Source organism: Arthrobacter sp. B2a2-09 (assembly GCF_027587375.1).
In the GTDB taxonomy this organism is placed as follows: Bacteria; Actinomycetota; Actinomycetes; order Actinomycetales; family Micrococcaceae; genus Arthrobacter.
In genome coordinates, this window is the sequence record NZ_JAMXIC010000009.1 from 39032 (window position 1) to 57493 (window position 18462).

Sequence of the window (18462 nt, forward strand, 5' to 3'; positions counted from 1 at the left end):
AGGTCTTCTAGGCGTGGGCCCTGGCGGTGTTGGCCGGAACCTTGTCCTGCGAGAGACCGATGCCGAGAAGCACCACTGCGCTGGCCAGGTGCAGGACGTTGTCTGCGCCATTGAGGGCAATGATGTTCAGGGCGGAGCCCACGAGGAACAGGCCGAGGATGCCGACAAGCAGGTAGACGGCGCCGACTGTGGTGTTGACGGTCTTGGACAGCACAGTGCTGTTCATGCCCGAGTAGAGCAGGGCTGCACCGATGGCAAGGTGAATGATGTTGTGCAGGGGGTTTACCGCAAAGATGATCAGATTGGCACCCTCGGTTGCGAAGAATCCAATTCCCGAGGTGACGAAGAATCCAACGACACCCACGAGCAGGTAGACGGCTCCAAAGATGGTGGCGATCAGGCGGTTGGGCGAAGTGCGCATGGTCCAAACCTTCCGGTATGGCCGGGTTTGTATCCGGCCTGTGTTCGAAACCCCGGACGGGGCTCTCAACCAGATATTCGGACCACCCGGCGCTATGGATGGGTGGGATGGGACGAATTTTTTCGATGCTATCCCTGCGGCTGGAGACGGATGGCGTCCATCTTCAAATCATTGCCTTCGAAGCTGTACCTGAGATCAAGGATTTTGCCTTGGCACTGCAGGGTTCCAACAACGTCGGCCGTGTTGGTGCCGTTGACTGAACTGACGTTCACGGAGTCGTAGTGGGGCTTGCAGGTGTTGTCCAGTCCGAGCCCCGCGACGCCGGCGACGAACTCCTCTTTCGTCAAGCTTTGGGTGAGGGAAGGGTGCATGTACTGGTCGTAGGCTTGCGAGCTTTGGCCATTCACGATCAGGCGGGTGAAATCGTCCGAGACCGCCCGGGCCCTGTTCGTGGCACTTCCCACCACGTTCACCAGCACGACGACGCCCACGATGATCATCACCAGGACCGCGCCCGCCGCTGCGAGAATGATCCAGAGGAGTTTTCGGTTCTTCGCGGGCGGAGGGACGGGCATTCCGTAGGGGCCGGGAGGGTACGGCACTTGGCCCGGCGGGCCGTATGGTCCGGAATAGGGGCCGGGATACTGGCCCGGCGGAGGGTACTGGCCCGGCGGGGGATACGCCCCTTGGCCCGGCGCGCCGTAGGGCGGGCGATATTGGGGTGGACCGTCCGGCGGCGTGCTGCCGTACTGCGGCGCTCCAACTCCCGACGCCGGCGGGACGGCCTGGGGGTCCTGGTTCGGCTGTGGCGGTACTTGCGGGGTGCTCACGATGGTTCCCCTTCCCGGGATGGAAATCAGTTGGTGCCGAGTGCTTTCTTTGTGGTCCGATTCAACAACGGCTGCACCCGGAAGGGAATCAATTCGCCCATGGACATGGCGGTGTCGGTTCGTTCCACTCCGTCACACGCAAGGATCTTGCCGTTGATCCGGAACAGATCCTCGGCGTCGAGCGCAACCACGCGCAGCAGCAGGTCAGCCGATCCGGTCAGGCCGTACCCCTCCAGGATTTCCGGTATTTCGGCGAGGTCCAAGGCAAGCTGTCCAAGCTTTTGCTGCTGCACGTGCACCGAGATGAATGCCATGAGGGGGTAGCCAAGGGCGGCCGGGTTGATGCGCCGTTCGAAGGAGAGAAACGCATGCTTCTTTTCCAGCTGGGCCATCCGTGCCTGAACCGTATTCCGCGATAGTCCCAGCTTCTGCGCCAAGGCAACTACGGTGCCGCGGGGGTCTTTCGCCATGGCCGAAAGCAGGCGGGTGTCGGTGCCATCTAAAGCTTGCATAATGCGCAACGTTAGCACGGTGGCAACGGTCCAGATAGGGCAGAATGCGCAGAATTTTCAACGGTGGTTGTACCCAATGAGCATTGTGAGTATGGTCACAATTAATCCAGGCGACGGCGCCCGGATGCTGGCCCGCGGGCGGATCACAAGTCCCTCCAAAGGCCTGCGAGCACGAGCTGAAAGGTGCGATCAACTGTGTTGACGGACGAACCCGGCCAGGACGCCTACAAGTCTTCGAATCCCGGAATCAGTGCAGCAAGCCCGCGTCGGACCGGCGGGGATCTGGTCCAACTGATTTCCCCTGAGGGGGAACGCATCAGCCACCCGGAGTTCGATCTCTGGGTCAGCGATGTCACGGACGAGCAGCTTTGCTCGCTGTATGAGGACATGACGGCCATCCGCCGCATCGACACCGAGGCCACCGCGTTGCAGCGTCAGGGCGAGTTGGCCCTGTGGCCACCACTGCTAGGCCAGGAAGCATCGCAGATCGGTTCGGGCCGGGCCCTCCGGGACGACGACTTTGTCTTCCCCAGCTACCGGGACAACGGCGTTGCCTACTGCCGCGGTGTGGAGCCAACGGACTTGGTCCGTGCGTGGCGCGGCAACGCGTCGTCCGGTTGGGACCCGTACCGCCACAACATTGCCACCCAGCAGATCATCATCGGCTCGCAATCGCTGCACGCAACCGGCTACGCGATGGGCATCCAGCACGACGGAGCAGACTCCGTCGCGGTTGCCTACTTCGGCGATGGCGCCACGAGCGAGGGCGATGTCAACGAGGCAATGGTCTTTGCGGCGAGTTTCCAAGCGCCCGTGGTCTTTATCTGCCAGAACAACCACTGGGCCATCTCCGAACCCGTCCGGATTCAGTCCCATATCCAGATCGCCGACCGCGCCTCGGGCTTCGGAATCCCCAGCATGCGGGTGGACGGGAACGATGTCCTGGCTGTTTTGGCCGTCACGCGCATTGCGTTGGACCGGGCCCGCAAGGGTGGTGGACCTACGTTCATCGAAGCGGTGACGTATCGCATGGGCCCGCACACGACGGCGGATGATCCCACCCGTTACCGCGACGCCAATGAGCTTGAGGACTGGGCGGCCAAGGACCCGATTGCCCGACTCAAGGCGCTGCTTCGCACCAAGGGCCTCCTGACGGAAGAGGTCGAAGCCAGGACCCAGGCCAAAGCGGACGAGGTGGCAAGGAACCTGCGGGCAGGCGTCATCAACATGCCCGATCCCGCGCCGCTTGACCTCTTCAAGAACGTTTACAGCACGCCCAACTCCTGGATCGAACGCCAGAAGGACCACTACTCCCGCTATCTGGAAAGCTTCAGCGGATCAACCCAGGAAGGTGCACTCTGATGAGCAAGCTGACCTTCGCCCGCGCCATCAACGCCGGCCTGCGCAAGTCCCTCGAAAACGATCCCAAAGTTGTCCTCATGGGTGAGGACATCGGGGCGCTCGGTGGCGTTTTCCGGGTCACCGATGGCCTCCAGAAAGACTTCGGCAAACACCGGGTGGTTGACACTCCGTTGGCCGAATCCGCGATTATCGGCACCGCCGTCGGCCTGGCCTACCGCGGCTACCGTCCGGTCTGCGAAATCCAATTCGATGGCTTCATTTACCCGGCATTCGACCAGATCGTCAGCCAGGTAGCCAAGATGCACTACCGGACACAGGGCCGGGTCAAGATGCCCATCACCATCCGCGTTCCTTTCGGCGGCGGAATCGGTTCACCAGAGCATCACTCCGAATCCCCGGAAGCCTACTTCACCCACACCTCGGGCCTCCGTGTCATCAGCGTCTCCAACCCGCAGGATGCCTACACCATGATCCAGCAGGCCATCGCCTCGGACGATCCGGTGCTGTACTTCGAGCCCAAGCGCCGCTACCACGACAAGGGCGAAGTGGATGAGACCGCAGATCTTTCCACCGCGCTGTCCATGGAGAAGGCCAGGGTGGTCACCCCAGGCAGCGACGTCACCTTGGTGACGTACGGCCCGCTCGTGAAAACCGCGAATGACGCCGCAATGGCAGCCGCAGACGAAGGAGTCTCCGTAGAGGTTATCGACCTGCGCTCGCTGGCTCCGATCGACTTCCCTCTAGTTGAGGCGTCCGTCCGCAAGACCGGCAGGCTTGTCATCACCCATGAGGCTGCGCAATCCGGCGGGCTCGGCGCCGAAATCGCCGCCAGCATCACGGAGCGCTGCTTCAACTACCTTGAATCGGCGCCGGTCCGGATCACGGGATTCGACATCCCATACCCGTACTCAAAGCTCGAGATGCACCACCTGCCGGATCTGGACAGGATTCTTGACGGTGTGGACCGCGCACTTGGCCGCGGCAACTCCCTGAGCGGGCTGGAAGGATGAGCGCCACCATGATTAAGGAATTCAGGCTGCCTGACCTGGGCGAGGGACTCACTGAGTCGGAAATTCTTAGCTGGAAGGTTGCGGTGGGAGACACCGTGACCTTGAACCAGGTCATCGCCGAGGTGGAGACGGCCAAAGCCGTGGTTGAGTTGCCTTCGCCCTTCGCCGGAACCGTCGCCGCCTTGCACGAACAGGCCGGTTCGGTTGTGGAGGTCGGCAAGCCGATCGTTTCTTTTGAAGTCGACGACGCCGGGGCCTCACCTTCCGGTGTTGCAGGTTCCGATGCGGGCATTTCCGGCGAGGCGGCCTCCACGGGGAGCCAGGCGGAGGTGGCGGGAAAACGCGAGCCGAACCTCGTAGGCTATGGCGCCGTCGTCGAAAAATCCGGCCGCCCGGCCCGCCGCCAGCGAGCCTTTGACGGGGGCGCCGCTGAGCGCGAGCCCGTCCGGGAACCGGTTCCCGGCGTCGAACCCGTTTCCGCCGTTGGACAGCCGGCACCGCTCGCGGTTCCAAGCGAGACGACGGCGGAACGCGAGCCGACGGCGGAGCAAGAGCGTCCGCGGTCCACCCCTCCGGTCCGCAAGTTCGCGAGGGATCTTGGAATTGACCTTGAGCTGGTCAAGGGAACCGGGCCGGCAGGCCTGATCACCCGTTCGGACGTCCAGAACTTCGCGGCCGGGCCGCAGGTTCAGATTTTGGGCCGCGTCGGCGCTCCGGCCGCCGCGCCCGCCGTCGGGATCTCCGCTGAACGCGAGACACGCACCCCTATTAAGGGAGTCCGGAAGTTCACGGCCGCTGCAATGGTGCAAAGCGCGTTCACGGCGCCGCATGTCACGGAGTTCCTGACCGTTGACGTCACGCCCACCATGGAACTGCTGACGCGGCTCAAGGCCAGTCGCGAATTTGCCGGGTACAAGCTCACACCCTTGACCATCGCGGCCAAGGCAGTGCTGATTGCCCTGCGCAGGAACCCGAGCCTGAACTCCCGCTGGGACGAAGGCGCACAGGAGATCGTGCAGTTCAATTACGTGAACCTGGGCATCGCAGCAGCCACGCCGCGGGGACTGACTGTTCCCAACATCAAAGACGCGGACAAGATGACGCTGCTGGAACTGTCCACGGCTTTGTCCGAACTCACGGACACGGCACGTTCAGGCAAGACCTCCCCGGCGGATCTGACGGGCGGGACCATCTCGATCACGAACATCGGCGTCTTCGGGATCGACGCTGGGACCCCCATCTTGAACCCGGGGGAGGCCGCAATAGTCGCGCTGGGATCGGTGCGCAAAGCTCCGTGGGTGCACAACGACGAACTCGCGGTGCGCCAGGTGATGTCATTGAGCCTGTCCTTCGACCATCGGCTGGTGGACGGCGAACAGGGCTCGAAATTCCTGGCCGACCTGGGCGCGATCCTGTCCGATCCTGCAACAGTCATGACCATGATCTAGCAGCGCGTTCCGGCCCAACTAACTCGCAGTTGTTGTCGTTTTGAGGGCTCATAACGACAACAACTGCGAGTCAGTTGGGGTGCCGGGGCGGGAAGTTAGCGCACCGTCAGAGCGGCCAGGGCCATGCGCTCGAGGATGGGCCGGGCGCTTTTGACCGCCATGCGTCGTCCGTGGTGCCGGACCGAATGGGGAGTCGAGTTGATAAGGCCGAAGGCTGCGTGGGCGCGGACTCGCAGCTCGGCAGGATCCGTGTCGGGATGCAGTTCGCCGAGCACCCCCACCCACAGCTCCACGTAGCTGCGCTGCAGGGTCCGGACTTCGGCTTGGTCGGAGTCGCTGAGGTTGCTGAAGTCGCGGTCCTGGACCCGGATGACATCGGGATTGCTGAGGGCGAAGTCCACATGGAACTCCACCAGTCCGCGCAGTGCAGCTTCGGCGTCGGAGGCTTCGGACGCCACGGTTCGGCCGCCGTCGAGCAGATTCCGGCTCACGCTCAACAGCAGCTCGGCCAGCACGGCCTGTTTTCCTGGGAAATGCCGGTACACCGCCGGGCCGCTGACTCCTGCCGCGGCCCCCAGGTCCTCAAGCGACACGCGGTTGAAACCATTCGCGGCGAACAATCCGGCTGCGGCGGTGAGGAGGGCCTTGCGCCGTGTTTCTTTGGCTTGGCTTCTCTGGGTCGGGCTTTCTTGCCTGGGGCTCCGCTGGGTTGGGCCGTCCTGTTGGGAGCTCCGCTGGAAGGTGACCACAATTCCTCCTTTTGCACGCGTCCAATTCAGCGCCGATACCAGGGCTGGCCCAGTGCGGAGGTGATGGACAACACAGTTAATAGAGACTAACCTAAATTCCAGTTATGCGGTACTAACTGAGATGGCCATTGGCCGGGATGGGACGCAGTCGATGGAGACACTCGCCAGTCAGCTGGATACCAGCAGCGATCAGTTCGCGGCCAACGCGGAAGCGCAGCTCTCCCTGGTGCACGAGCTGAAGAAACGCCTTGCCGTGGCCGCCCTCGGTGGCCCGGAGAAATCGCGCGAGCGGCATATCTCCCGGGGGAAGCTGTTGCCGCGCGAGCGAATCAATTACTTGCTGGACGAGGGAAGCCCGTTCCTGGAGATCGCCCCGTTGGCGGCCAACGGGATGTACAACGATGATTCGCCGGGCGCCGGCGTGATTGCGGGGATCGGCTTGGTCCATGGCCGCCAGGTGATGGTGGTTTCCAACGACGCCACGGTCAAGGGCGGTACCTATTACCCGATGACCGTGAAGAAGCACCTCCGGGCCCAGGAAATCGCCTTGGAGAACAAGCTGCCTTGCGTCTACTTGGTGGATTCCGGGGGAGCGTTCCTGCCCAAGCAGGACGAAGTGTTCCCGGACAAGGAACACTTCGGCCGGATCTTCTTCAACCAGGCGAAGATGTCCGCGGCGAAGATCCCGCAGATTGCCTCGGTCATGGGGTCCTGCACGGCCGGCGGCGCTTACGTCCCCGCCATGAGCGACGAAACCGTCATCGTGCGCAACCAAGGCACCATCTTCCTGGGCGGCCCGCCCCTCGTGAAGGCCGCCATCGGTGAGATTGTCACGGCCGAGGAACTCGGTGGCGGCGACGTCCACTCGCGGATCTCCGGTGTGACGGACCATCTGGCTGAGAACGATGAGCATGCCCTGCAGATCGTCCGCGATATCGTCGCAACCCTGCCCGGGCCCGCAGCCCCGGCGTGGGACGTGGACGCCGTCGTCGAGCCCGTGGTGGATCAGGGCGGGATCTATGGTGCCGTTCCCACGGACGTCAATGCGCAATACGACGTCCGCGAAGTCATCGCCCGTCTGGTGGATGGCTCGAGGTTCCATGAGTTCAAGAAGAATTACGGCTCCACCCTGGTGACGGGTTTCGCGAAGCTGCATGGCCACCCTGTGGGCATCGTGGCGAACAACGGGGTGCTGTTCAGCGAGTCTGCGCTCAAGGGCGCGCACTTCATCGAACTGTGCGACCAGCGCGGCATCCCCTTGGTCTTCCTGCAGAACCTCTCCGGCTTCATGGTGGGCAAGGACTACGAACACGGCGGCATCGCCAAGAACGGCGCGAAGATGGTCACCGCCGTGGCCACTGCCCGCGTGCCGAAGCTGACCGTGGTAATCGGCGGGTCCTTCGGTGCCGGGAACTACTCGATGTGCGGCCGGGCCTACTCGCCGCGCTTCCTGTGGATGTGGCCGGCAAGCAGGATTTCGGTGATGGGCGGCAACCAGGCCTCCAGCGTGCTGGCCACCGTCAAACGGGACCAATACGAGGCCCGCGGCGAGGAATGGTCCGCCGAGGACGAGGAAGCATTCAAGGCCCCCATCAAGCAGCAATACGAGGACCAAGGCAGCCCCTACTACTCCACCGCCCGGCTCTGGGACGACGGCATCATCGACCCCGCCGACACCCGGCGCGTCCTGGGCATGGCCCTCGATACCGTGTCCCGCCAACCCCTGCCGGAAACCTCCTTCGGCCTCTTCCGGATGTGACCCCATGACAATCAACTCCCTAGACACCGTCCTTGTCGCCAACCGCGGCGAGATCGCCTGCCGCGTCATCCGCACCCTCAAAGCCATGGGCATCCGCTCGGTGGCGGTCTACTCAGACGCCGACGCCGGCGCGCGCCACGTGCTCGAAGCAGACACAGCCGTCCGGATCGGCACAGCCGCGGCAGCGGACAGCTACCTGCGGATCGACGCCATCATCGAGGCTTGCCTGCAAAGCGGCGCCCAAGCCGTCCACCCGGGCTACGGGTTCCTGGCCGAAAACGTGGAATTCGCCAAGGCCCTGGACGCGGCAGGCATCGCGTTCATCGGCCCCGGCATTGACGCCATCGAAATCATGGGCGACAAGATCCGCTCCAAGAACCACGTCATGTCCTACGGAGTCCCGTGCGTTCCGGGGATCGCCGAACCAGGCTTGAGCGACGAGGCGCTGATCGAGGCGGCGCCCGGCGTCGGCTTCCCTTTGCTGATCAAACCGTCGGCCGGCGGTGGCGGCAAAGGCATGCACATTGTGGAGCGGCTGGAGGATATGGCGGCCACGCTGCTGACTGCCCGCCGCGTGGCCGCGAGCGCCTTCGGTGACGACACCCTGTTCTTGGAGCGGCTCATCCAGTCGCCCCGGCACATCGAAGTCCAGGTCCTCGCGGACAACCACGGCAACGTGATTCATCTCGGCGAGCGCGAATGTTCGCTCCAGCGCCGCCACCAGAAAGTCATCGAGGAAGCACCGTCCCCCTTGCTGGAGTCCCTGGCGAATGGTGCCGAGGTCCGGGCGCGGATCGGTGAGGCCGCCTGCCAGGCTGCCCGAAGCGTCAGGTACAGCGGTGCGGGCACGGTCGAGTTCCTCGTCTCCGATCAGGATCCGGAGCACTTCTTCTTCATGGAGATGAACACCCGCCTCCAGGTGGAGCACCCCGTCACGGAAATGGTGACGGGCGTCGACCTCGTCGAATGGCAAGTGCGCATCGCCGCCGGTGAGGTCCTCACGGTGGCGCAGTCCGACGTCGTGCTTAACGGCCACGCGGTAGAGGCGCGCGTCTACGCGGAGGTGCCTGAACGCGGCTTCATGCCATCCATCGGCGAGATCGTGACGCTCCGGGAACGGGCAAGCAACGATCCGCACATCCGCGTCGACTCCGCCATGCTCCCGGGACTGTCCGTCACCGGCGACTACGATCCCATGCTCGCAAAGGTCATAGCTTGGGGTCCGGACCGCAAAGCGGCGTTGGACGCCCTTGACCACGCACTGGGGGACTACACGCTGCTGGGTGTCCACACGAACGTTGAGTACCTGCGGCTCCTGATCAACGACGACGACGTCCGCGCCGGCCGCCTCGACACCGGCTTGATCGGGCGCAAGCTGGAGGGGATGGAATTCCGCCAGGTGACCGACGTCGAGTTGATCGCCGCAGCGGTTCTGAGCCGCTCGGAACTGCTGGGCCGCCAGGCCGCGGCTCCGATCGGGGCGGCAGCACCCTGGAACACCGCCGATGGCTGGCGCGTCGGCGCCCCTGCGCCGTGGAAGACCACCATTGGGCTTCCCGACGCCGGCCTGGCCACCGTGGGGCTGACGGTGAACGGGCCGGGCTTCACCGCGCGCGTGGACAACGGCGTCGAGTACTCTGCCGCAATACGGCCCGTTTCCGCGCGAGAAGGACATGCGGTGCTGGTGCTCGACGGCGCCGAGCACCATTTCGCGCACGGGTCACCATCTCCGGGGCGTGAGGCACGCGAATTGTGGCTGGGCAGCGACGGCTGGTCCTGCCGGCTGGAGATCCTGGACCGCGAGGCCCGGCTCCAACGCATCCTCGCGGGCATCCAGCGCGAAGAAGGCGCCGCGGATCCGGAAGTCCGGTCTCCCATGCCGGGGACCGTCGTCTCGGTTTCGGTCCACAACGGCGATCATGTGGAAGCGGGCGACGTCCTCCTTGCCGTGGAGGCAATGAAGATGGAGCACCAATTGGTGGCCTCGGTGTCCGGCACCGTGCACCTCAGCAGCAAGACCGGGGACCTCGTCAAGGCTGACCAAGTCCTCGCCACCATCCACGTGGAAGCAGAACCCACCCCCGAACCCACCCCTGAAGTCACAGCGGAACCGACAGAAAACCAGAAAGACGAGGAAGTCTAGCCATGGCAAGTTTTGAACTCACCGAGGAATACCAGGACCTGAGCGACTCCGTCCGGGAATTCGCCGACGAGGTAGTGGCCCCGGTGTCCACCAAGCACGACGAGGAACACAGCTTCCCGTACGAGGTGGTCAAGCAGATGGGTGAGATGGGTCTTTTCGGCCTGCCTTTCCCTGAAGAATTCGGCGGCATGGGCGGAGACTACTTCGCGCTCGCCCTCGCGCTGGAACAGCTGGGCCGGGTGGACCAGTCCGTGGCCATCACCCTTGAGGCGGGCGTCTCCCTTGGCGCCATGCCGGTGTACCGCTTCGGCACCCAAGAGCAAAAGGAACACTGGCTGCCCCAGCTGACCTCGGCCGAAGCGCTCGCAGGCTTCGGGCTGACTGAGCCGGAAGCCGGTTCGGACGCCGGTGGCACCAAAACGAACGCACACCTCGAGGACGGCCGCTGGGTCATCAACGGCAACAAGGAGTTCATCACCAACTCCGGGACCGACATCACCCGGCTCGTCACCGTCACCGCCGTCACCGGGCAGCACGAACGCAAGGACGGGAGCATCAAGAAGGAAATCTCCACCATCCTGGTTCCCACCGACACTCCCGGTTTCACAGCGGAAAAGGCCTACAACAAGGTGGGTTGGAACGCCTCCGACACCCACCCGCTGACACTGAACAACGTCCGGGTGCCCGAAGAGAACCTGCTCGGTGTGCGGGGACGGGGTTACGCCAACTTCCTGTCCATCCTCGACGAAGGCCGCATCGCCATCGCCGCGCTCGCCACCGGCGCGGCACAGGGCTGCGTTGACTTGTCCGTGAAATACGCCAAGGAACGCGTGGCCTTCGGGCAGAACATCGGCAAGTACCAGGCCATCCAGTTCAAGATCGCCCGCATGCAGGCACGGGCCCACACGGCACGCCTGGCCTACTACGATGCGGCCGCCAGGATGCTTGCCGGCAAGCCGTTCAAGACCGAAGCGGCCATCGCTAAGATGGTCGCAGGCGAGGCAGCCATGGACAACGCGCGGGACGCCACCCAGGTCTTCGGTGGCTATGGCTTCATCAACGAATTCACGGTGGCACGGCACTACCGCGACTCCAAGATCCTTGAAGTCGGGGAAGGCACCACCGAGGTCCAGTTGATGCTCATCGCCCGCGAGCTGGGCCTTTAACCGTCAGGGAAGGTAAACGATGATTGACAAAGTTGTTGCCAGCGCCGCGGAAGCGGTGAAGGACATCCACGACGGCGCCTCTCTCGCCGTCGGCGGGTTCGGCTTGTGCGGTATCCCGGTGGCGCTGATCGATGCGCTGCACGATCAAGGCACCAAGGACCTTGAAACAGTCAGCAACAACTGCGGCGTGGACGACTGGGGCCTGGGCATCCTGCTGAGGGACGGCCGTATCCGCCGGACCATTAGTTCCTATGTGGGTGAGAACAAGGAGTTCGCACGGCAGTACCTTGCCGGCGAGCTTGAGGTGGTTCTCACCCCGCAGGGCACCCTGGCCGAGAAACTGCGCGCCGGCGGCGCCGGCATCCCCGCGTTCTTCACGGCGGCCGGCGTCGGGACACAGGTCTCGGAAGGCGGGCTTCCGCAAAAGTACGACGCCGACGGCAATGTTGCGATCGCGTCCTCACCTAAGGAAGTGCGCACCTTCAACGGGGCGGACTATGTCCTGGAGGAATCCCTGACACCCGACTTCGGACTGGTCCACGCCTGGAAGGGCGACCGACACGGGAACCTCGTCTTCCATGCGACGGCCATGAACTTCAATCCGCTGTGTGCCATGGCGGCCCGGATCACCATTGCCGAGGTCGAGGAACTTGTGGAACCCGGCGAGCTCGATCCGCAGAACATCCACACGCCGGGCATCTTCGTCCAGCGGGTCGTGGTTGCACCGGACACGGAGAAGCGCATCGAAAAGCGGACCGTCGCGTTGACCCCGGCGACCACAGCAGGCACGACCCAGCAGGCAGGAGCGTAGCCATGGAATCGAACATCACCCAGGATGTGCCGCCGCGTCCCGAGACGGTCAGGCACGAGTACCGCCGCGCCAACATTGAGCACCACGAGGGCAAAGGCTGGACGCGGAACGAACTTGCCGCCCGCGTAGCCCGCGAACTCAGCAACGGGCAATACGTCAACCTCGGGATCGGCATGCCCACCCTGATTCCCAACTACATCCCTGACGGGGTCGAGGTGATCCTGCATTCCGAGAACGGGATCCTGGGCGTCGGCCCTTACCCGGCCGAGGACGCTGTGGACCCCGATCTGATCAATGCCGGCAAGGAAACGGTCACCGTCAACGCGGGCGCCGCGTTCTTTGACTCGGCTACCTCGTTCGGCATGATCCGTGGCGGCCATGTGGATGTCGCAGTGCTGGGTGCCATGGAGGTCGCGGCCAATGGGGACCTGGCCAACTGGATGATTCCGGGCAAGATGGTCAAGGGAATGGGAGGCGCCATGGATCTGGTCTTCGGCGCCAAGCGGGTGATCGTGATGATGGAGCACGTGGACCGCAACGGCAAGCCCAAAATCGTCAAGGAATGCTCGTTGCCCGTCACGGGGAAAGGCTGCGTGGACCGGATCATCACCGACCTCGCCGTGATCGACGTCGTCTCCGAGGGCGGGGCATCGAGGCTCGTCCTGCGTGAGTTGGCACCGAACGTCTCCGCCGAGGACGTTGCGGCCGCGACCGGCGTCGAACTTTTCGAAGAAGACCAGGAGCTGACTGTATGACCGCGGAACCCCGCATCCCTGAACCCCGCATCCCTGAACCCCGCATCCCTGAACCCCGAGTGATCGAACAGCGGGGGCTTTACTTCGAGGAACTTGAGGAAGGCGTTGTTTACGCCCACAGGCCCGGGCGGACCGTCACGGAAACGGACAACGTCCTGTTCACCACGCTGACCATGAACACACAGGCCCTCCACCTGGACGCGGCCTGGAGCGCCACGCAGCCCTTCGGGCAGAGGCTCATGAACTCGATGTTCACGTTGTCCACCATGGTGGGGCAGTCCGTCACGCAACTGACCCAGGGCACCATCATTGCCCAGCTAGGCCTTACGGACGTCTCTTTTCCGCACCCGCTCTACCACGGGGACACCCTCTACACGGAGACTGTCGTCACCGGGAAACGGGAGTCGTCGTCGCGTCCCGGGCAGGGCGTGGTGACCATGCAGCACACCGGCCGCAACCAGGACGGCACGGTTGTCGCGCTTGCCACGCGAGCCTGCCTCATGTGGACCCGGACCGCGCATCTGGAGGCGCAACAGGGGACAATCAATACATGACCTTCACCATGGGCCCCGCTTTGCTTTTCTGCCCCGCCGACCGCCCGGAACGGTACCAAAAGGCCGCTGAGCGTTCCGACGCCGTCATCCTGGACCTCGAGGACGCCGTCGCGCCCGCCGACAAAAAGCGGGCCCGGGGCGCCATCCTGGCCCAGCTCGGCTCCCGTGGAGAGACCGCGGAGCTCGACCCCAGCCGCACGATTGTGCGCGTCAATCCAGTGGGCACCCCGGACTTCGAGAAGGACCTGCACTGCCTCGCACACACCCCTTACCGCACCGTCATGCTCGCCAAGGCCGAGACCGGCGAACAGCTGAAAGCCCTCGAGGGTTACCACGTCATCGCACTGTGCGAGACGGCCAAGGGGATCATCAACGCGAGTGAAATCGCCCAGGCTCCCAACGTCGTCGGGCTCATGTGGGGCGCAGAGGATCTGATCGCCTCCATGGGCGGCACCTCAAGCCGCAACGACGACGGCGGCTACCGCGCCGTCGCAACGCACTCCCGGTCTACTGTGCTGCTGGCCGCCAAAGCCGCAGGCAAGGAAGCCATCGATTCGGTCTACGTCGACATTCCCGATCTTGCCGGGCTGGCCGTGGAATCCGCAGATGCCGTGGCCAGCGGATTCGGTGCCAAGGCCTGCATCCACCCGGGCCAGGTTGCCGTTGTCCGCGAAGCCTACGCGCCGTCGCCCGAGGCCGTCGCAGGGGCCCGGGAACTGCTTGAAGCTGCGGCCGCGGCGGGAACCGGTGTGTTCCAGTACAAAGGCAAAATGGTGGACGGCCCCATCCTGAAACACGCCGAATCCACGCTGCGCAGGGCCAGTCTTTCCTGAAGGGTTGCTCCGGCGAGGCCTATTGGCCAGTCCGGGTCTATTGACCGCGCCGTCGTGACTTCGGCAGCGACAACGGGGCGATGACCTCGTAGAGCTCCATCCGGATCCAACGCTGACCCGTTTCGCGGAACTCGGCCCTCGTGGCGAAGCGGTAAAGGAAGCTGCGGGCCCGTACCCAACGGGGCCGTGCGCCGTCGAACGGGTCCTGGCGCAACAAGCGCAAGGTGGGCCGGTCGGCGTCGAGCAGTTTGCCCAAAAACGCGTAGAACCATTCCTCGTGCACCGTGCGCAAGGGCAGGAACCACATCAGCCAGTCGAGGCGCAGGTGGTACGGCGCCCATTGCCGGGGCAGCCGGCGGACATCGCCCGGCTTGCCCTTGAAGCCGTATTCTCGCCAATCGGCCTCATCGACGGGAACGTCGGCCCGGGTGCCTTCCACCACGATTTCCACCCGGTGCCGCGTCACCGTACCGAACGCACCGTAGGTGTTGACCAACTGCCATCGGTTGAAGCTGGCGTTCATGAGCTGCTCCCGCGAGAGCAGGTTGCGGATGGGCCAATAGCTGAGCACCAAGAGGAGCACCGTCACTGCGAGTACGACGGCGAGCCACCACACCGGGGTCTGCGGAACCGCCGCCGCCGGGTTCGGCCGTCGCGGGATGAAAGGCAGCACAGCGTGGGCGACGGGGTCACTCACCGCGGCGAAGGCAAGCACGATCGCGGACCAATTGAGCCACGCGAAGTTTCCGCTCCCCACAAGCCAAAGCTGCGTGAAGACGACAATTCCCGCGGCAATGGTGGCCAGCGGCTGCGGGGCGAACAGGAAGAACGGCACCACCAGCTGGGCGAAGTGGTTTCCGAGCACCTCCATGCGGTGAAGTGGTTTGGGCAAGAGATGTGCCTGGCGGCTGAGCGGTCCAGGCATGGGCTGCGTCTCGTGGTGGTAGTACAGGGCGGTTAAATCACGCCACTCGCTTCCGCCGTGGATCTTGATCATGCCCGCGCCGAATTCCAGCCTGAACAGCAGCCACACGAGCAGGACGAGGATGGTCCTGGGCGGGGGAGTCTGTTCCGAACCGAGGAAGCCGACAGTGAAGCCCATTTCCAGCAGCAGCATCTCCCAGCCGAAGCCGTAGAAGGTCTGGCCGACGTTGACGATCGACATGTAGAGCAACCACAAAACCAGGAACGCGGCCAAGGGAAGCCACGGCGGGCCTAGCTGCGGCAGCCCGCCCACGAGCGCCAAGGAAACGGCAAGTCCGGCGGCGCACACGGCGCGGAGCAACGTGTCCGAATATTTCCAGCGGAACAGGCTGGGCCTGCGCAAGATCCTGTGGCCATCAACGTACTTCGGGACAGGCAGGAGCCCGTGTTCACCAAGGAGCGCGGGAAACTGGTTGAGGCTGGACAAGAACGCGATGAAATAGAGCGCGGCCGTGCCACGCTGGAGCACCTGCCGGGCGAATTCATAGTCCGGCGCCTCGAACCACGAGACCCAGTCCACAAACCAACGCTACGCCTGGGGTGCGGGATACTTAAGCAATGCAGCCGCGCAAGATCATCCTCCTCGGGTCCACTGGTTCCATCGGCACACAAGCGATTGACGTCGTCGACGCCGCCCCCCATCTTTTCGAGGTCGTGGCGCTGAGCGCGGGCGGCGGGAACTTGGAACTCATCGCGCAGCAGGCCGTCCACACCAAGGCCCAGGCAGTCGGCATAGCCTACGGCGATCCACATGAACTCCAGAGACTCATTGGCGCTGCCGCCTCCGCCGCCGGACTCCGGAACTATGACCCCGCGATCATCACGGGGCCGGATGCGTCCACCAAGATTGCTGCGATTGAAGCGGACGTCGTGCTCAATGGCATCACGGGGTCCATCGGTCTGGCGCCGACGCTGGCGGCCCTCAAGTCCGGCGCTATCTTGGCCTTGGCGAACAAGGAATCCCTGATCGTGGGCGGTGCACTGGTGAAGGCCGCGGCCGCCGTTGACCAGATAGTGCCCGTGGACTCCGAGCATTCGGCCATCGCCCAATGCCTCCGCGCGGGAACCGACAAGGAGGTTGAGAAGCTCATCCTGACAGCTTCCGGCGGACCCTTCCGGGGCCGCAGCCGCGAACAACTCCGCGACGTCACCCCGGCTGAGGCCCTTGCCCACCCCACGTGGGATATGGGCCTGATGGTCACCACCAACTCGGCCAGCCTGGTCAACAAAGGCCTGGAGGTCATCGAAGCGCACCTGCTGTTCGACGTCCCCCTGGACAGGATCGACGTCGTGGTCCACCCGCAATCCGTGGTGCACTCCATGGTGGAGTTCGTGGACGGGTCCATCATTGCCCAGGCCTCTCCGCCGGATATGCGGCTGCCCATCGCCCTCGGACTCGGGTGGCCAGACCGCGTGCCCCGCGCTGCCAAGGCCTGCGACTGGAGCCAGGCCACCAGTTGGACGTTCGAGCCGCTTGACTCGGTAGCCTTCCCGGCCGTGGAACTGGCCAAGGACGCCGCGAAGCAGGGAAGTACCTTTCCAGCCGTCTTCAACGCGGCCAATGAGGAAGCGGTGGAAGCCTTCCATGCCGGCAGGATCCGGTTCACCGACATCGTAGACACGGTGGAGTCCGTCCTCAGCGAACATTCAGGATCCTTGGAGCTGACGGTGGACTCGGTGTTGGATGCTGAGAGATGGGCACGCACGCGCACCCACGATCGTTTAGCCAACAGCACCCTTTAGGAAGCAGTACTTAAGGCATGAATCCCGTCATTCTGTTCATTCTCGGAGTCGTCTTCGTCGCGATCGGCGTGGCCGTCTCCATTGCGCTGCACGAGGTGGGGCACTTGCTTCCCGCCAAGCTGTTTAAAGTGCGCGTCACGAAATACATGATCGGTTTCGGCCCTACCCTTTGGTCCACGCGGAAAGGCGAGACCGAATACGGCGTCAAGGCCATCCCGCTGGGCGGCTACGTCGCCATGATCGGCATGTACCCGCCCAACAAGGAAGACGGCAGCGTCAGGCCGTCCAGCACCGGGATGTTCCAGACCCTTGCCACCGAGGCCCGGTCCGCGGCGCATGAGGAAGTTGGCCCCGGCGACGAGAACAGGGTCTTCTACAGGCTGCCGGTCTGGAAAAAGGTCATCATCATGCTGGGTGGGCCTGCCATGAACCTGCTCATCGGCCTGGTGCTGACCGCCGTGCTGCTCATGGGTTTCGGAGTGTCCACCGCCACCACCACCATTGCCGATGTGTCCAAGTGCCAGGTCAAAGCCGGCGAGACCGTCGATCCAAACTCGCCGAACTGCCAACTGACGCCTGCCGCAGTGGCCAAGCTCCAGCCCAACGACGTTGTAACCAGCTTCGACGGCAAGCCCGTGACGAGCTGGGCTGAAATGAGCAGCTGGATCCGGGCATCCGCCGGCAAGGCCGTCCAAATCACGGTGGACCGTGGCGGCAAGAGCGTCACCACGCAAGTAACTCCCGTGCTGTCCGCACGCCCCGTCATTGGGGACAACGGCCAGCAGGCCAAGGGTGCGGATGGAAAACCGCTGTACGAGGAAGTCGGGTTCCTCGGCATCGGTGCCCAGACCGCCATGGTGCTCCAACCGGCGTCGACCGTTCTTCCGATGGCCGGCGAGAACATCAAGCAAATCGCCGGAGTCATCCTCAACCTCCCCGCCAGGGTGGTCGGCGTAGCGCAAGCCGCTTTCGGCTCCGAACCGCGCGATCCCAACGGTCCGATCAGCGTGGTGGGCGTCGGCCGGGTGGCCGGTGAAGTAGCTGCCATGGATCAGGTTCCGCTGCAATCCCGCATCGGCGCCCTCGTGGGACTCCTCGCGGGTCTGAACTTCGCCCTCGCCATCTTCAACCTGGTTCCGCTCTTGCCGCTCGACGGCGGACACGTGGCGGGCGCACTCTACGAGGGAGCCCGGCGTCGAATCGCCAAGCTGTTCGGCAAACCGGATCCAGGCGCTTTCGACATCGCCAAGCTCCTGCCGCTCACCTACGTCGTGGCCAGTGTCCTCATGGCCATGAGCGCATTGCTGATCTATGCGGACATCGTCAAGCCTGTCAACCTCTTCGGCTGATTCGGGTGCGCATGAAGCGGCGGTGGACACCCC

Annotated in this window: 17 protein-coding genes; 12 read left to right on the forward strand and 5 right to left on the reverse strand. The window is 64.1% G+C overall.

Annotation, left to right across the window (positions count from 1 at the left end; translation table 11 throughout):
- Positions 1–7 precede the first annotated feature (7 nt).
- The 3 genes from NFJ07_RS11740 to NFJ07_RS11750 form a co-directional block, all read right to left on the reverse strand.
- On the reverse strand, positions 8–421 hold the full coding sequence (locus tag NFJ07_RS11740) for a DUF4383 domain-containing protein (RefSeq protein WP_269994530.1): 414 nt from the start codon (positions 419–421) through the stop codon (positions 8–10).
- 128 nt (positions 422–549) lie between these two features.
- Positions 550–1251 (reverse strand): hypothetical protein, encoded by a 702-nt coding sequence (locus NFJ07_RS11745; RefSeq protein ID WP_269994532.1) that lies wholly within the window; start codon positions 1249–1251, stop codon positions 550–552.
- A 26-nt stretch (positions 1252–1277) separates the two neighbouring features.
- Positions 1278–1763 carry an Lrp/AsnC family transcriptional regulator gene (locus NFJ07_RS11750; RefSeq protein ID WP_269994533.1) on the reverse strand — a complete coding sequence of 162 codons (486 nt, stop codon included), beginning with the start codon at positions 1761–1763 and terminating at the stop codon, positions 1278–1280.
- A gap of 195 nt (positions 1764–1958) precedes the next feature.
- Here NFJ07_RS11750 and pdhA point away from each other — a divergent pair, with 195 nt between their 5' ends.
- Genes pdhA through NFJ07_RS11765 form a run of 3 tightly spaced genes read left to right on the forward strand, consistent with a single transcriptional unit; the run spans position 1959 to position 5583 of the window.
- Positions 1959–3125, forward strand: coding sequence for a pyruvate dehydrogenase (acetyl-transferring) E1 component subunit alpha (gene pdhA / locus NFJ07_RS11755; RefSeq protein WP_442865347.1), 1167 nt, complete (start codon positions 1959–1961; stop codon positions 3123–3125).
- Entirely contained in the window at positions 3125–4135 is a 1011-nt protein-coding gene (locus tag NFJ07_RS11760) for an alpha-ketoacid dehydrogenase subunit beta (RefSeq protein ID WP_269994535.1), read from the forward strand. Before pdhA ends, NFJ07_RS11760 begins: the two co-directional genes overlap by 1 nt.
- Positions 4132–5583, forward strand: a complete 1452-nt coding sequence (locus NFJ07_RS11765; protein ID WP_269994536.1) for a dihydrolipoamide acetyltransferase family protein — start codon at positions 4132–4134, stop codon at positions 5581–5583. Before NFJ07_RS11760 ends, NFJ07_RS11765 begins: the two co-directional genes overlap by 4 nt.
- 95 nt (positions 5584–5678) lie before the next feature.
- Here NFJ07_RS11765 and NFJ07_RS11770 read toward each other — a convergent pair whose 3' ends face one another.
- Complete coding sequence (locus NFJ07_RS11770) at positions 5679–6332, reverse strand: SACE_7040 family transcriptional regulator (protein WP_269994537.1); 654 nt, start codon at positions 6330–6332, stop codon at positions 5679–5681.
- A gap of 151 nt (positions 6333–6483) precedes the next feature.
- Between NFJ07_RS11770 and NFJ07_RS11775 the strand changes: the two genes are divergently transcribed.
- The 7 genes from NFJ07_RS11775 to NFJ07_RS11805 are packed head-to-tail and all read left to right on the forward strand — an operon-like array spanning position 6484 to position 14353.
- The gene (locus NFJ07_RS11775; RefSeq protein ID WP_269994538.1) at positions 6484–8091 is read left to right on the forward strand and encodes a carboxyl transferase domain-containing protein; all 1608 of its coding nucleotides are present in this window, start codon (positions 6484–6486) and stop codon (positions 8089–8091) included.
- Positions 8092–8095: 4 nt separating this feature from the next.
- A complete protein-coding gene (locus tag NFJ07_RS11780; RefSeq protein WP_269994539.1) occupies positions 8096–10234 on the forward strand; it encodes an acetyl/propionyl/methylcrotonyl-CoA carboxylase subunit alpha in 2139 nt (712 codons plus the stop codon).
- Between the two features lie 2 nt (positions 10235–10236).
- Positions 10237–11400 (forward strand): acyl-CoA dehydrogenase family protein, encoded by a 1164-nt coding sequence (locus tag NFJ07_RS11785; RefSeq protein ID WP_234753077.1) that lies wholly within the window; start codon positions 10237–10239, stop codon positions 11398–11400.
- A 19-nt stretch (positions 11401–11419) separates the two neighbouring features.
- Positions 11420–12211 (forward strand): CoA transferase subunit A, encoded by a 792-nt coding sequence (locus tag NFJ07_RS11790; RefSeq protein WP_269994542.1) that lies wholly within the window; start codon positions 11420–11422, stop codon positions 12209–12211.
- Between the two features lie 2 nt (positions 12212–12213).
- Positions 12214–12966: a CoA transferase subunit B gene (locus NFJ07_RS11795; protein WP_269994543.1), complete on the forward strand. Its 753-nt coding sequence runs from the start codon at positions 12214–12216 to the stop codon at positions 12964–12966.
- The gene (locus NFJ07_RS11800) at positions 12963–13520 is read left to right on the forward strand and encodes a MaoC family dehydratase (RefSeq protein ID WP_269994545.1); all 558 of its coding nucleotides are present in this window, start codon (positions 12963–12965) and stop codon (positions 13518–13520) included. Before NFJ07_RS11795 ends, NFJ07_RS11800 begins: the two co-directional genes overlap by 4 nt.
- Positions 13517–14353, forward strand: coding sequence for an HpcH/HpaI aldolase/citrate lyase family protein (locus NFJ07_RS11805; RefSeq protein WP_269994547.1), 837 nt, complete (start codon positions 13517–13519; stop codon positions 14351–14353). Before NFJ07_RS11800 ends, NFJ07_RS11805 begins: the two co-directional genes overlap by 4 nt.
- A gap of 37 nt (positions 14354–14390) precedes the next feature.
- Here the strand turns inward: NFJ07_RS11805 and NFJ07_RS11810 are convergent, their stop codons facing one another.
- A complete protein-coding gene (locus NFJ07_RS11810; RefSeq protein ID WP_269994548.1) occupies positions 14391–15857 on the reverse strand; it encodes a lipase maturation factor family protein in 1467 nt (488 codons plus the stop codon).
- 38 nt (positions 15858–15895) lie between these two features.
- Between NFJ07_RS11810 and dxr the strand changes: the two genes are divergently transcribed.
- Positions 15896–17080 (forward strand): 1-deoxy-D-xylulose-5-phosphate reductoisomerase, encoded by a 1185-nt coding sequence (dxr, locus tag NFJ07_RS11815; RefSeq protein WP_269994550.1) that lies wholly within the window; start codon positions 15896–15898, stop codon positions 17078–17080.
- 17 nt (positions 17081–17097) lie between these two features.
- The gene (locus NFJ07_RS11820) at positions 17098–18429 is read left to right on the forward strand and encodes a M50 family metallopeptidase (RefSeq protein WP_269994552.1); all 1332 of its coding nucleotides are present in this window, start codon (positions 17098–17100) and stop codon (positions 18427–18429) included.
- The last annotated feature ends 33 nt before the right edge of the window (positions 18430–18462 follow it).

Bases quoted from the DNA above. Each gene is read 5' to 3' on its own strand.
- NFJ07_RS11740 (WP_269994530.1), bottom strand. From the start codon at position 421: ATGCGCACTTCGCCCAACCGCCTGATCGCCACCATCTTTGGAGCCGTC.
- NFJ07_RS11750 (WP_269994533.1), bottom strand. From the start codon at position 1,763: ATGCAAGCTTTAGATGGCACCGACACCCGCCTGCTTTCGGCCATGGCG.
- NFJ07_RS11760 (WP_269994535.1), top strand. From the start codon at position 3,125: ATGAGCAAGCTGACCTTCGCCCGCGCCATCAACGCCGGCCTGCGCAAG.
- NFJ07_RS11765 (WP_269994536.1), top strand. From the start codon at position 4,132: ATGAGCGCCACCATGATTAAGGAATTCAGGCTGCCTGACCTGGGCGAG.
- NFJ07_RS11775 (WP_269994538.1), top strand. From the start codon at position 6,484: ATGGAGACACTCGCCAGTCAGCTGGATACCAGCAGCGATCAGTTCGCG.
- NFJ07_RS11780 (WP_269994539.1), top strand. From the start codon at position 8,096: ATGACAATCAACTCCCTAGACACCGTCCTTGTCGCCAACCGCGGCGAG.
- NFJ07_RS11785 (WP_234753077.1), top strand. From the start codon at position 10,237: ATGGCAAGTTTTGAACTCACCGAGGAATACCAGGACCTGAGCGACTCC.
- NFJ07_RS11790 (WP_269994542.1), top strand. From the start codon at position 11,420: ATGATTGACAAAGTTGTTGCCAGCGCCGCGGAAGCGGTGAAGGACATC.
- NFJ07_RS11795 (WP_269994543.1), top strand. From the start codon at position 12,214: ATGGAATCGAACATCACCCAGGATGTGCCGCCGCGTCCCGAGACGGTC.
- NFJ07_RS11800 (WP_269994545.1), top strand. From the start codon at position 12,963: ATGACCGCGGAACCCCGCATCCCTGAACCCCGCATCCCTGAACCCCGC.
- NFJ07_RS11805 (WP_269994547.1), top strand. From the start codon at position 13,517: ATGACCTTCACCATGGGCCCCGCTTTGCTTTTCTGCCCCGCCGACCGC.
- dxr (WP_269994550.1), top strand. From the start codon at position 15,896: ATGCAGCCGCGCAAGATCATCCTCCTCGGGTCCACTGGTTCCATCGGC.
- NFJ07_RS11820 (WP_269994552.1), top strand. From the start codon at position 17,098: ATGAATCCCGTCATTCTGTTCATTCTCGGAGTCGTCTTCGTCGCGATC.